This window comes from Streptococcus sp. HMSC076H09 (genome assembly GCF_001811765.1).
Taxonomy (GTDB): Bacteria; Bacillota; Bacilli; order Lactobacillales; family Streptococcaceae; genus Streptococcus; species Streptococcus agalactiae.
In genome coordinates, this window is the sequence record NZ_KV806614.1 from 89,877 (window position 1) to 102,737 (window position 12,861).

Annotated in this window: 12 protein-coding genes and 1 pseudogene; 1 reads left to right on the plus strand and 12 read right to left on the minus strand. The window is 36.3% G+C overall.

Annotation, left to right across the window (positions count from 1 at the left end; all coding sequences use genetic code 11):
- Positions 1 to 5: 5 nt before the first annotated feature.
- The 3 genes from HMPREF2818_RS07535 to HMPREF2818_RS07545 form a co-directional block, all read right to left on the minus strand.
- Positions 6 to 206, minus strand: a complete 201-nt coding sequence (locus HMPREF2818_RS07535) for a DUF3173 domain-containing protein (protein ID WP_000633909.1) — start codon at positions 204 to 206, stop codon at positions 6 to 8.
- Positions 207 to 701: 495 nt separating this feature from the next.
- Positions 702 to 932, minus strand: a complete 231-nt coding sequence (locus HMPREF2818_RS07540; protein WP_000845144.1) for a helix-turn-helix domain-containing protein — start codon at positions 930 to 932, stop codon at positions 702 to 704.
- Positions 929 to 1,351: an RNA polymerase sigma factor gene (locus HMPREF2818_RS07545; protein WP_000804878.1), complete on the minus strand. Its 423-nt coding sequence runs from the start codon at positions 1,349 to 1,351 to the stop codon at positions 929 to 931. The genes HMPREF2818_RS07540 and HMPREF2818_RS07545 overlap by 4 nt, the downstream gene beginning before the upstream one ends.
- Positions 1,352 to 1,882: 531 nt before the next feature.
- Between HMPREF2818_RS07545 and HMPREF2818_RS07550 the strand changes: the two genes are divergently transcribed.
- Positions 1,883 to 2,236 carry a helix-turn-helix transcriptional regulator gene (locus HMPREF2818_RS07550; protein ID WP_001227349.1) on the plus strand — a complete coding sequence of 118 codons (354 nt, stop codon included), beginning with the start codon at positions 1,883 to 1,885 and terminating at the stop codon, positions 2,234 to 2,236.
- A 57-nt stretch (positions 2,237 to 2,293) separates the two neighbouring features.
- Here HMPREF2818_RS07550 and HMPREF2818_RS09985 read toward each other — a convergent pair whose 3' ends face one another.
- From HMPREF2818_RS09985 to HMPREF2818_RS07585, 9 genes and pseudogenes are all read right to left on the minus strand, one after another.
- Positions 2,294 to 2,482: a cysteine-rich KTR domain-containing protein gene (locus HMPREF2818_RS09985; RefSeq protein WP_032506803.1), complete on the minus strand. Its 189-nt coding sequence runs from the start codon at positions 2,480 to 2,482 to the stop codon at positions 2,294 to 2,296.
- A 97-nt stretch (positions 2,483 to 2,579) separates the two neighbouring features.
- Complete coding sequence (gene tet(M), locus HMPREF2818_RS07555) at positions 2,580 to 4,499, minus strand: tetracycline resistance ribosomal protection protein Tet(M) (RefSeq protein WP_000691737.1); 1,920 nt, start codon at positions 4,497 to 4,499, stop codon at positions 2,580 to 2,582.
- Between the two features lie 15 nt (positions 4,500 to 4,514).
- Positions 4,515 to 4,562 (minus strand): annotated as a pseudogene (locus HMPREF2818_RS10470) (hypothetical protein); the annotation flags it as partial.
- A gap of 313 nt (positions 4,563 to 4,875) precedes the next feature.
- Positions 4,876 to 5,805: a conjugal transfer protein gene (locus HMPREF2818_RS07560; RefSeq protein WP_000584387.1), complete on the minus strand. Its 930-nt coding sequence runs from the start codon at positions 5,803 to 5,805 to the stop codon at positions 4,876 to 4,878.
- Positions 5,806 to 5,821: 16 nt separating this feature from the next.
- A complete protein-coding gene (locus HMPREF2818_RS07565; RefSeq protein ID WP_000768374.1) occupies positions 5,822 to 6,844 on the minus strand; it encodes a bifunctional lytic transglycosylase/C40 family peptidase in 1,023 nt (340 codons plus the stop codon).
- Complete coding sequence (locus tag HMPREF2818_RS07570) at positions 6,841 to 8,868, minus strand: CD3337/EF1877 family mobilome membrane protein (RefSeq protein WP_000192390.1); 2,028 nt, start codon at positions 8,866 to 8,868, stop codon at positions 6,841 to 6,843. Before HMPREF2818_RS07570 ends, HMPREF2818_RS07565 begins: the two co-directional genes overlap by 4 nt.
- Positions 8,865 to 11,318 (minus strand): conjugal transfer ATPase TcpF, encoded by a 2,454-nt coding sequence (locus HMPREF2818_RS07575; protein WP_000941001.1) that lies wholly within the window; start codon positions 11,316 to 11,318, stop codon positions 8,865 to 8,867. The genes HMPREF2818_RS07570 and HMPREF2818_RS07575 overlap by 4 nt, the downstream gene beginning before the upstream one ends.
- Positions 11,302 to 11,697, minus strand: coding sequence for a conjugal transfer protein (locus tag HMPREF2818_RS07580; protein WP_000723886.1), 396 nt, complete (start codon positions 11,695 to 11,697; stop codon positions 11,302 to 11,304). Before HMPREF2818_RS07580 ends, HMPREF2818_RS07575 begins: the two co-directional genes overlap by 17 nt.
- Positions 11,698 to 11,767: 70 nt before the next feature.
- Positions 11,768 to 12,793 (minus strand): hypothetical protein, encoded by a 1,026-nt coding sequence (locus tag HMPREF2818_RS07585; RefSeq protein ID WP_000234705.1) that lies wholly within the window; start codon positions 12,791 to 12,793, stop codon positions 11,768 to 11,770.
- Positions 12,794 to 12,861: the final 68 nt, after the last annotated feature.

Genomic DNA, 12,861 nt, shown 5'->3' on the forward strand with positions numbered 1-12,861 from the left:
AAAAACTACTCAGACCTGTTTTCATTTGAAAACCGAATTCCTAGAATTTCTTCAACAGCTTCACGAGGGACTCTATCTAACTTTCGAGATTGATAGTAGGTATGCCCTTTTGTAATCATCAATTCTTTTGCTTTTTTTATGATGTCTGCTGAAAAAGAAGTTCCATATCCTAGCTCAACTAAATCTTTTTTTGTGACCGTTATCATTATTACTCCTTTCCCATTATAGGCTAGGAAAACTCCAATATTCACCTATAATTATATCAAATATTTTTATGATAATACATTGACAAGAGAAGAATATCCCAGCAATCGAACAGCTCTAGCAAAGCTCACGGGCATTTCACCCCTGCATGATTTTCATGTAGCCGTACCCATTGTCTGCGACGCTACTAACGCTCGGACTGTGGCTATACGGGAGTATCATTATCACGATAAGAAAGTCATGGCAACAATCCTGCTAAAGATTGTTTACGAAGTTTTAACATGAATCGCTCGCTATCTTCATAGATCATGGCGTGTTAGTTCGTTGGCTCTTTTCTTATCGAAACGTATTCGATTGGCTTTATTCAATTGTCAAAGAACGTTTGGCTTGTTAGCCTATCAAAACATACTGAACATACAGTAGGCTTTGATGGAATAACAAACCTCCCAAATCGGGAAGCGTGGAACGGTTCAACACGCTTCCACGAAAAAATGAGATTATTTAATTTCGAACGCTAAAATCTTGGTGATGAGTTTTGTTTCCATTCTGCCACGTAGGGTTTCATCAATAACCATATGAGAATTGCCATATTCGTCTGTCATGCGACGCAAAGAACGTTTTGAGGTATACCCTCGATAATGTTTAACAATCTGATTAATTGCTTCCACGTCGCCATCTGTCGCCTTTACAATGAGGGGGAAGGGAACCCTTGGATAGGCTGTTTTCATTCTTTACACTCCTTCATGAATTCTTTAATCATGGCTAGTCCACTTATTCGATGACGATAAACTGTTGAACGATTTACATTTAGTAATTCTGCAATTTCCACATCACTCATATCCATAAAATAATGAAGTAAAATGATGTTCCGCTTGTTCTCTGGAAGGTGGCGTAAGGCTTCGCTTAACAAATCACTTTCAACATTGATTCTTAATCCATACAATGTGAATAGTTGAAAATCAGTGACATACGTATCAACCGTAGAAAAAGAGGTGACAAGGTAGTTATCTATTTCAGAAAATGAAACTTCTTTTTTGGACAGTCTGCTTAGATGTTTGAAATAATCTTTCCGTTCATCTTCAATGGCTTGTTTGCAGATATAGTCAAACTGATTTTCTATGGTTTCTTGAAAAGAAGATGGTTTCATGTTTTTCACCCCCTTTCTGTCGTGAAAGGGAGTGGCATGTACTTCTTTATCTCCCTTCATACTAAGTCCCGACACGAAAGGGGGATTTGTTGCATAAGTGAAGAAAAATCTTAAAAGATATTCACGAAGTAGCCAAAAAAACACATAAACAGATTGTTTTCTCTGTTCATGTGCTTCAATTGTTCTGTCTATACGATTTGTAAAACCACATTGATGGTCATATTTATCTAGTGTAGGTGGGTAAGTTTTTTTGATAAGAACCTAATTAAGAGAATTAGATAGTGACGTATCTTTTTCATGGCGACTGTGACCTCCATTCAGTCGCCAATTTTATCTACTTTTTAGCAGCATAACTAAATTTTATATAGTTGTATGGGTAAATAAAATCAGCGACCTTTCTATTTGAGATTGGATTTATCACATTCATAAGCATAATAGCGCTCTTAAAAGAACTCACAAACTACATAACACGTTTTTCTATACCTGTTTCCACTTGGATAGGAACAGTAAAATGTATAGAGGTGGTTTATTATGCGTAAAAAAGAAGATAAATACGATTTTAGAGCCGTTGGTCTAGCGATTAAAGAGGCTCGAATAAAACGTGGTCTCACCCGTGAACAAGTAGGAACAATCATTGAAATTGACCCACGTTATTTAACAAATATAGAAAATAAAGGGCAACACCCAAGTACACAGGTGCTTTATGATCTTGTATCATTACTCCATGTGTCTATTGATGAATTTTTCTTACCTACAGATAATTTGATAAAAAGCACTCGAAGGCTACAGATAGAAAAATACATGGATAGCTTTACAGACAAAGAACTATCCTTAATGGAAGCACTAGCAAAAGGTATCAATGAAGCAAGAAATATTGAAGGCTAGTCAGTAAAATTCAGATAAACAAAAAGAGCCGATAAGATGAGAGTTTCATTTCTCAAATTATCGGCTCTGCGTCTTGGCGTCTGGCTCTTTGATTGTTATTATATTCATTTTTTGAACATTAATTAAAGTTTCGTTCTTACATTTGGGGCAGTATAAAGGGAAATTTTTAAGTATAGTATCCACTCGTATTCGTAGTCTTGTTTTATTTCCACAAATAGGACACAATATCCACTTGTAGTTTATAATAACAATCTCCTCCTTTCCACTTTAATTCAAATCTATATTAAAGAATATTTCATCTTATTTAATAAGAAACCATATTTATATAACAACATAAAACGCACTAAGTTATTTTATTGAACATATATCTTACTTTATCTATCCGACTATTTAGACGACGGGTCTGGCAAACAGGTTCGCCAGTGGTAACCTGATATCCTTTTAGCTCTGCTAAACAAACACTAAGCCCATTTGTAAAAAAAGTTAAATCATTGCGATAATCTTGAATACATCGAGCAGGAATTTCTCCAATAATAATGACCTCATTATTTTTCAGTTGAGTATTTACGATATTTGCACAATATTTGGGAGCATCGTTATATGCCCGTGAAAGATATTCCTGTGGTGCATAAACTTTAAAACTAAGATATGGCTCTAACAATTCTGTTCCAGCTTTTCTAAAGGCTTGCTCCAGTACAATAGGAGTAAGCATCCGAAAATCTGCTGGAGTACTAACAGGGCTATAGTATAAACCGTACTTAAAACAGATTTTACAATCCGTCACATTCCAACCATATAATCCTTGTTCGCAACCATAGCGTATCCCTTCCATAACTGCATTTTGAAATGATTGATTTAAGTATCCAAGAGAAACCGAGCTCTCATACTGCATTCCACTTCCCAACGGAAGCGGTGATACAGATAAACCAATGGAAGCCCAGAAAGGATTTGGCGGCACTTCGATGTGAATGGTATATTCTGCATTTTTTAACGGTCTCTCCATATAAATGACTGTAGGCTCTTTTAGTTCTATCTCCACATGATACTTTTCTTGCAACAGTGCACTAATCACTTCCATTTGTACTTTCCCTAAGAAAGAAAGTATAATTTCATGTGTCGTAGAATCCACGTAATATCGTAGAAGCGGATCACTATCTGAGATTTCCAAAAGGGCATCAAGCAACATTTCTCTCTGTTCAGGTTTACTCGGTTCAACAGTTGTTTGTAGTAGAGGGTGCGGATTTTCAATCTTTTTTCTCTGTGGCAATAGTTTTGTATCTCCAAGAACACTATTTAACTTCAAAAACTCATTTTGCAAAATAACAATTTCTCCAGAATAAGCTCTATCAATCTTACATAATTCACCATTTATTGAAGTATACATTTCTGTAACTTTTATTTTTTCTTTTTCTGATACTCTAACCGAATCTCGTAAATGTAGTACTCCACTATAAAGGCGTATATATGCAAGACGTTGTCTTTTTTTTGTATATTCAATTTTGAAAACATTTCCGCAAAGTTCAGACGGACCTCGATGTGTTGATGAATAAAATTTATTAGTAATAACTTCTATAAGGTTATCAATCCCTATATTACTTTTTGCACTTCCATGATAAAGAGGGAACAGAGAACAATTCTGAAATCTTATGCTTTCCTCTTGTTCGAGTTCCAATGCTTCTAATGATTTACCGGACATATATTTCTCTAAAAGGTCATCGTTTCCCTCTATTACCGTATCCCATTGTTCAGATTCGGTAAAGTTCGTCACACACATATTAGGATACAGTTCTACCTTCTGTTTGATTACAATTTCGGCAGAAAGTTTCTCTTTAATATCCTGATAAACCGTTGATAAATCAATTCCATTTTGGTCAATCTTATTGATAAAAAAGATTGTGGGAATCCCCATTTTCCTAAGTGCATGAAATAATATACGAGTTTGTGCTTGTACGCCATCTTTTGCAGAAATCAGTAGAATTGCCCCATCTAAAACTGATAATGAACGATATACTTCTGCTAAGAAATCCATATGTCCTGGCGTGTCTATGATGTTCACCTTCGTATTTTCCCACTGAAAAGAGGTTATTCCTGTCTGAATTGTAATTCCTCTCTGACGTTCTAAAAGCGTATTATCCGTCCTCGTTGTACCTTTGTCCACGCTTCCTAATTCTGTAATCGCTCCACTGTTATATAATAAGCTTTCTGTTAAGGTAGTTTTTCCTGCATCAACATGAGCTAAAACTCCAATATTAATAATTTTCATGTGATTTTCCTCCATTCAAAAACCCAAAAGGGCATAAAAATCCCAGTGATAAATACTTTTATCACTGGGATTTTTATGCATAACCATAGGTATACAAAGCATACAGATATTCTCTGGATACTTTAGAATCACATGATAAAGGTATTCTTAAACTGGGTACAAAAAACTAAGCCCTCCTAAAAAAGGACATCTAATTATTTGTTCCCGCTATCAAATTGACAGTTTATTTAAGAATACCTTGCCGCATATTTATTAACTCCTTTTAAATAGTCACTTAAATAATAGCACGTAAGAGCATATTTGTAAAGGAATCTCCAATTTTTTATCAAAAAGAGTACATGATTACAAAGTATCTGTAATCATGTACCAATATTTGTTATTTTACAATCTTCCAATTATCTTGTTTTTCTAATATCAACTCAAATTGCGAGATTTGGGTTGCCTTTGTTTCTTGATCTAAATATTTCACAGCGACATTCACGATTACTTGGTTATCTTTTCTGGTAAAGATAGGATTCACCAATTCCTCGAAAACATATTCCTTGTTAATCATAGGTAACACATGATTACTTACATAGTAAGTCAATTCTTTTTCTGTGGCGGTAGGATAGAGCTGGAAGAACGTTTCTAAAAAGCTAGTGATTTCGTCCATCGTTTCTGTATCTACTGTATGGTCACTTTCTAGCTGTTTGGGTTGGTAGTCCGATTTTTGAGGTTTCTTACTCATTGTCGGATTTTTGATAATAACCATATTATCTGATTCATCTATATGGACAACCACATGAAAGCTAGACGATATAGTTTCCTTGTCTTTGTCTTCGGTAATAACTTGTTCAACAGAAAACAGTACCTCAAAGGTGTTCTCATTCACTTGAGAAACCTGCCACACCTGTATATCGTTCACACTAGAACTAGTAGGAATATCCTTACGAATCATTTCTTCATTTAATACCTGCAATTCTTCCGTCAAATAATGGGTCAATTTTTCATTTCGTTTATCAATGGCTTCTTGGGATTGTTGCCACGAAAAGTAGTCTTTCGCAAAGGATTTCACAAAACTTTCTACTTGGTTGGTATCGACAATCTGCTGTTTAATGATTTCTGTTTCACGGACAGTATGAGTGTCAATGGCAGTAAAATTTTTATAGATTCCAAATCCGACACTACCAATCAATAAAACCCATAAAACAAAGGTTAATTTCTTATGCGTGCCAACTTTAATCATCGGAACTTTTCTTTGCTTGCTCGGTTTTTTAGATTTCTTTGGTTTCTCCTTCTTTTCTTTTCGCTCGATTTTTATAATCATTTGATTCATTCCTTTCTTAGTTATGAATAACACGTCTAGCCCCAATCAGATGGTCTTGCCAATAACGACTGCTTAAGTCGCCATAACCGATTGGGTCGCCTGCATGATAAAAGCGATTTCCCTCTAAATATATCGCCACATGAGTCACATATGTGCCTGCATTATAGGTTGAATGAAAGAAGATAAGGTCGCCTGCTTGGGCTTCTTCCATAGAGATTTCTTGCGTAGCGTCATACTGATCTTGGGCGACACGAGGGAGAGAAATGCCAGCTTTGTCATACACCCATTGTATTAAGCCACTACAATCAAAAGAGGTGGTAGGCGACGCCCCTCCAAAGACATAGGGAAACCCTTCGTATTTCAAGGCTTCGTCCATAATGACTTGCACGGTTTCATCATCAAATTCTGTTGGGGAAGTGTCGGTTAGGTATTGTGAAACCAACTGAACATAAAACTGATTTCCATAGTTATATCGCCAACCACCATTCACAGGTATGGCTATGGGATTGGGATAGTCTGCTTTTTGACCACCCGACTTCTCTTTAGAAAACTGTTCGGCTAATTCATAGGTATATTTTTTCCCATGACTCCTCACATAATTTAAAAAGCCACCGCCATAATTATAAGATTGGATAACAGAATCTATATCCACTCCTTGTTGTTCTGCACTGGTTAATAATTCACTGAAATATTTAACCCCTTGTTTGATGGACTCTTCGGTACTCAAACTGTTGGGCGGTAAACCCAAAGATTCGGAACTTTGCATAACATCTTCTGCTGTACCGCCCGATTCCACTTGCATAATGGCTAAGATATAAGAAACATAGTCTTCAATCCCATATTCCTTACCATATTTTTCAATCAACGGACGGTGTGCCAACACTTCTGGTGAAACGGTCACACCGCCTTGTGAAATAGAAGAATCCTTGTTGTTTTCGCCACTGTCCGTATCATCTGCAAAGAAAATGACTAGGAATAATAAGAGAAAAAAGAAGAGAGAGAAGACCACACTACAAATCACTGTTATTTTTAGCTTCATGTTTGTTGTCCTCGCTTATCCGTTCTTTTATTTAGCTTCCTCTGATTGAATTGCTTCGGTGGTGTCTTTTGTTTTTGCTCTTTTTTCAATGGTCGCTGATGATTTTCACGTTTAGTGTTTTGTGACAAAACAGGCGTGACGGTTTGCTGACGCTTGCGAACATGCTGCTGGTTATTCTGAACAGGAGATGATGGGTTTTCTTTTCGTCTTTTTTCTTTTGCTTTATCCAGCTCCAAACGCTTTTGAGCAATGTTCTTTCGTTTTTGCTCCTGCTGGTTCATACGCTGTTGTTTGCGTTGAGCTTTGGTATCTGCCATAGATTGTTTAAAGTCTGTTACATTATGAGTGACATTCTCTTTTCCTTGATGAAGGGCATATTTGACATGGGTTGGTGTCGCCTGTATCTGTTGTTTAGCCTGCTTTCTTTTATTGACTAGACGATTTTTCGTGTCCAATACATGGGCTGTCTTTTCACCTAATCGTTGCCCGATACCGCCTTGTTGCTTTTTCACATTGGAAAGTGCTGTTTCTTTCTTTGGTGTAGTCCGTTCATTTTGACGAGTATGGTTAGCTTTATTGGTTTGATTCTGCTTTGTTGTCATTGTCTTTTGCTTCGTTGACCCTGCTTTTCCACGAAAAATCTTACTCATACTGCGTTGAAATCTTCTGGTTTGTCGATTCATCATTTGACGAGGTCTGCGAAACACTTGTCTGCCCATGTTTTGAGAGTCGTTGCTTTGTAAAGAGAATAGGCTCATTAAATCGCCCAGTTTAAAATAAATCCCTGCAAAGGTCACAATTTGTAAAAACATAATCATGAAAAAGGGAGAACTTGCTGACAGCGAATAAAGCATAGTGGAAATACTAAAGGCAACGGTAATAATCAAGGTAATACCAGCCCTTGTCATAATCACATTAAATAACTTGGTAATGGCATGCCTGCCCATGCCATCAAAACTCGGCAACATACTTAATAGGAAACTGATTGGCAAAAACATAGCGAAAATAATAAATAGCACTTGCGAAAAAATCATGATTCCTGTTAGAAGGAAAACAAAAATCGAGATACCAATATTGAATACAAACAAAAAGAAGACCGTTCCTAATCGGGAAATGGTCTTCGGGAGTGTTAAATAGGTATTGTCATGATCTTCAATTTCTTCAATCACTACATTTTCTCTATCTTCACCATTGTTTGTATCTGGACTGGTAGCCAATAACTTTTCCACACGGTCTTCACCTAAGGTTTCTATATCGGTTGAGCCATATTGAAGTAATAACCACGGTTGCTTGACTTGAACAGAAAATAGGCTATCACGTATCATATCCACACTGTCTTTGCCTTGACTATCCGTATCGGGAAGGACAATCTTTGTCCCAATATCTAAACTGGCAGTGCTCACATCTTTGGAAAAATCATTGATTTTCGCAATATAATCGGGAGCATACGCAATAAAGGAAGCTGATAGAATAAACACCACCACAAAATTTAACACAGCTCGTATAGCTTTGGTCGTTTCTCGTTTCACCAGTCCTGTATAGGCAACGTAGATTCCAACAATCAGAATAAAAAGAAGAAGGAAGCCGACATAAAAACCCGAACTGGAAAAGCCATTCGGTGTAATCCCTGCAATGGTCTGCATGTTCTCACCAATCGCTTGAGACGTTTGACTAATGAAATCCAAGGCGTAGGCTTCTTTGACCAAATAGCCTGTGGCGTTGGAAAGATAAAGAGAAATCGTCCAAATGAAATTGGTAATGGCATACAGTCCATACATCACTGATTGCCCTATGCCGTCACTCCAATTCCACGGCAGCCAGCCCCAGCTATTGTCCACATAATAATCAAGCTGATAATGATTTAAACCATACTTGGAATACTCGTTGCTTGTATCAATGGTTTCATCAACTAAGCCTGTTGCTTGTACTGCATTGCCCAGCGTGCCTAATAAAAGTAAAATAACGCCCACACAAAGGAGCGTTATCCAACTATAGTGAAGAAATTTCTTTTGTTTTTGTGTCATTTTTCCCCCTCATTTCGCACAGGCGGTCTGGTATCAAAGGCATGAAGCAACTCTTCAAAAATCGGGTGAAACTGCATAACCCCTACACGACCATAGATGTCTGAAACTAAACATTGTCCATTTTCTAATTCACGTAAGCGTTTCTGATTGTTTTCATCTTCCTTGTCCACGCCAAAAAATTCTAAGGTCTTTTTGATTTCCACTAGGTCAGTGGAACGAAAGGCGAATTTCAAGCCAATATTATTCTTCATCTTTTCATCTAGTAAATCGTCGGCGTTTTGAGTAACGAAATAGACCCCTGCATTCATGGCACGCCCTGCCCGAACTAAACGCATAGATAGAGCTTTTCCTTGTGCCACTTGTAAAAAACTCCAAGCTTCATCAAGGTCAACAATTTTAAAAATGGAACGGTCAGAGTGGATAAAGTCTAAAGCAAAGGTACTAATGACAATCAGCATTGCCACACTTAATAATTCCATGGTGGTGTATTCTTCAAAAGAGCTATTGGAATCGGGTAAGACCAAATCTGCCACTTGAATAATATTGAGTTGTTTTTCCAAGCTAATGGATTGGGTGACATTGCCATCACTGAATAACAGATGGGCAAAATCATAATCGACAAAGCTTTCGATATGGTCAGCAATACTATTGCTGATGGGTGTATCTTCTTTTCGCAATTCATCAATCACCAATAACAACCCTCGTTGTTCGCTTTGAGTGACACTCCGAATCGCTTTACGCAGGACAGGAAACTTCTCGCTATCTCGGCTGGAAATGCCTGTTAAGAACGTGAGAATATCAATGGCTAGGCTTTCTGAATCTTTCGGGAGTTTTAAGATCACATAAGGGTCAAGTAACCCTTTATTGTCGTTCTCACTCGTGAGATTAACGATATTGATTTCATGGGCAATATCAGGTAAGGTTTCTTTCCATTTGCCACGTTCAGCTTTTGGGTCTACAATGATTGCCTGTCCGCCAAAGAGTACCGAATAATAGACCAGCATATTGTTAGAGAATGATTTTCCGCCACCTAATGAACCAATAAAAGCAGACGCTAACGCATTCGTCACAGAGCCTTTAATTCCTTGACTTGCAAGGCTGGGTTGGAGATAAATATTTCTGCCTGTATCGAGATTGTAACCGACGTAAATACCAGAATTTTCACCAAGCATTTGTGTAGCTCCGAAACCAAGACCAGCCAAAAAATCCGACGTGACATATTGAATATAGTCATTGATATATCGCTTGCTTGAGGGAATAAATTCATTATGCAAGCCTAGCATATCGCCAAAAGGTCGTACTAATTTGATAGACAAATCATCATAAAAATCTTTTACTTCATCACAACGTTGTTTCAACTCGTCCAGATTTTTTGCCGATACCCGTACCACATAGCTTAGTTTGTACATGGATTCTTTGGTTTGGTCTAGGTTGGTTTCTAATTCGTCGACAGATTCTAAAGCGTCCACCACATTGGTACTGGTTTCATTGTCGCTTTCCCATGCGTGACTATCCAAGTCTTTCAATTCTTTCTTTTTGTTGCGAACGGTAGACAGAGCTTTTTTATTAGCAACAATTTCAACATTCATGCTGGTATCAATCGGGAAAGTGAACTGTTGTTGCTGGTAATAAAAAATCTCACTATTGGGGAAATCCAATTCGCCGACGATACTGTTAATCGTAAAATACGCCACATAAGTGGTAGTATCTTCCTGTTCCATCCGTAAGTAGCGTTGCTTTTCTTCGATTAAACAGCGAGTGGGTTTAATAATATCGTATTTCTTTACCAACACTTTTTTATCTTCATATCGTTTGGGTAAATGGTAGTCGTAGTCATCAAAAGGAATCCCTGTTTGACCGTAAAGGTGGGCAATGATATACCCAAAATCATCTTTCCCCAATGGGCGAATGTGAAAGCGTCTGGATAATTTACTTTCTAATAACTGTTCCATTTTAGAAAAGCGTTCGATTTCTGACATAGGCATAGAAACAAAATCGCCCATCAACTTGTGATTCACGCCATGAAAGAATTCCGCAAATGCTTTTTGAATGTCTTTGCCAATATTTTTGACCGATACTTCCTGTTCATTCAGCAAGAGTTTAAAACCAATAAAAAAGCGATAGTCCACTTGATTGTCACCAATCATAGAAACTAACGCTTCGGTCTGTTCATCTATTTTTTCGTAAGCTATCTCTTTTAATCGTCCAGTGATTTCTTTTTTCGATTGTTCCTGTGTCGCTCGAATACTTGATTCGGTTGCTAGTTGCAGGGCATGAATCTTACCATCACGATTTTGGGCAATCAATTGACGGAAATTATCATGAACTTGAACTTTTTCATCGGAACTTAAAAAACTGTAATTATAGGGAATTAATTCATAATAAGCAAATACTTCGCCATCATGATTAAATACGAGATTATCTTCGATATATTTAATGGGGTGTGCCATTTAATTGTTCACTCCTTACAATCGTGATTGATTCATTCATTTTTTCTTTATTTAATCGTATTTGTTTGCCAGCATAGGTTATTTTAGGGCGTAGAGCATAGGTAATAATAGATTTTAAAAATCCATAGGGTTTCTTCCCGTCAAAGGTTTTTTGACACATGAACCAAGTGAGGACAACGGGAATCCCTAAGTATTTGAGTAGTGCTCCGTCAATCAAGGAAAGTGGTGGTAAACTGCCAAAGATTATAACGACAAACAAAGAAACGATAAACCATGTCATTTGTGTAAAGGTTATGGGAAAAGGGAGTTGTAAATCATTAATTGCATAAATCACTTTTTCTACTGACCAAATACTGGTGTAACTTCTTATTTTTTTCATGTCTTCACGTCCTTTCCGTAAAAATAGAAAAAGAGCAATCAAAATAGGTGATTGCTCTATAAAATAATAATTATTTTGTGACTTTTAATTGTTGAAAAATAGTTATTCTGAGTAAATCATCTAAAAGACAGCAGGTATGAAGTAATACCCAATTTAATCTACTGTATTCTGTATAGTCAAAATGAAAGTGTTTCATAAATTTTTGAGCGAATTTTTCTGCTTTTTCGTTAAAACCTTTGAAATCACCATGTCCGATTTTATTTCTCATTTGTCTTAATAATTTTGCTACTTCACTCGAAACCTCTCCATATTTCTTATCAAGATAAGGTATTAGTAATTTGTCAATTTCATTTGTATTCTGATTTGGTTTTAATAATACAAGTTCTAACAAAGTAAAAGTCTTTAAATAATGATTTTGATTATAACTATTATCACTATATATCCCGTTCATAATATAATCTAATTTGTAATAATCGTTTTCCGATTTTAGTATAGAATCAATTCGGTTGCCCATTTTTTTAAGTTCCGTAATGTAGTCGTCTGTAGTCCTGCACCCTTTAAAGTTTGAATCAATTCTAAAACTTAGATTTGATAATATCCTAGTATGCTCTTTAGGATTCATATTACTTGTATAAATGCAGTTCATATGAATACCATTTTGTATATCATGATTTACAAAGTTACTAAAATACATCACTTTTTCAGCGTAATCCTCTTCACAAAAACGACCATCAAAGCAATTGCTTGTCCAATCAAAAAAAGGCATATCCTGATATTCATAGTCAAAGAATAGACATATCATATTATCAACAAGGCATTGAAGACATGACTCAATAGAATCTAAATTATATTTTGTATAGTCTTCAACATTGGCGTGAACGATTTCTTTCAAATAAGATATAGAATATTCTGTTTGAAATGTTTTACCATACCTTTTCAAATTATCTGCCATGTCAACTTTTTGTTGTCGAATTTCTTGTAACATGTCTTCTATAATGCTTTCCTTCCAGTCATCAGAAACATTAGATATATATAGTTTCAATTTATCTGACAATTTTATTTTTGTTATTTTCCCATAAACATCTATTATTACCAATTGAACAATCCTCCTTAAAGTCAAGTCCATAAAATTGTGTAAAATACAGTACACTGTTTTAAAGCTTT

Excerpts from the sequence above, each read along its gene's own strand:
- HMPREF2818_RS07545 (WP_000804878.1), bottom strand. The coding sequence starts at position 1,351 with ATGAAACCATCTTCTTTTCAAGAAACCATAGAAAATCAGTTTGACTAT.
- HMPREF2818_RS07580 (WP_000723886.1), bottom strand. The coding sequence starts at position 11,697 with ATGAAAAAAATAAGAAGTTACACCAGTATTTGGTCAGTAGAAAAAGTG.
- HMPREF2818_RS07540 (WP_000845144.1), bottom strand. The coding sequence starts at position 932 with ATGAAAACAGCCTATCCAAGGGTTCCCTTCCCCCTCATTGTAAAGGCG.
- HMPREF2818_RS07575 (WP_000941001.1), bottom strand. The coding sequence starts at position 11,318 with ATGGCACACCCCATTAAATATATCGAAGATAATCTCGTATTTAATCAT.
- HMPREF2818_RS07550 (WP_001227349.1), top strand. The coding sequence starts at position 1,883 with ATGCGTAAAAAAGAAGATAAATACGATTTTAGAGCCGTTGGTCTAGCG.
- HMPREF2818_RS07560 (WP_000584387.1), bottom strand. The coding sequence starts at position 5,805 with ATGATTATAAAAATCGAGCGAAAAGAAAAGAAGGAGAAACCAAAGAAA.
- HMPREF2818_RS07570 (WP_000192390.1), bottom strand. The coding sequence starts at position 8,868 with ATGACACAAAAACAAAAGAAATTTCTTCACTATAGTTGGATAACGCTC.
- HMPREF2818_RS07535 (WP_000633909.1), bottom strand. The coding sequence starts at position 206 with ATGATAACGGTCACAAAAAAAGATTTAGTTGAGCTAGGATATGGAACT.
- HMPREF2818_RS07565 (WP_000768374.1), bottom strand. The coding sequence starts at position 6,844 with ATGAAGCTAAAAATAACAGTGATTTGTAGTGTGGTCTTCTCTCTCTTC.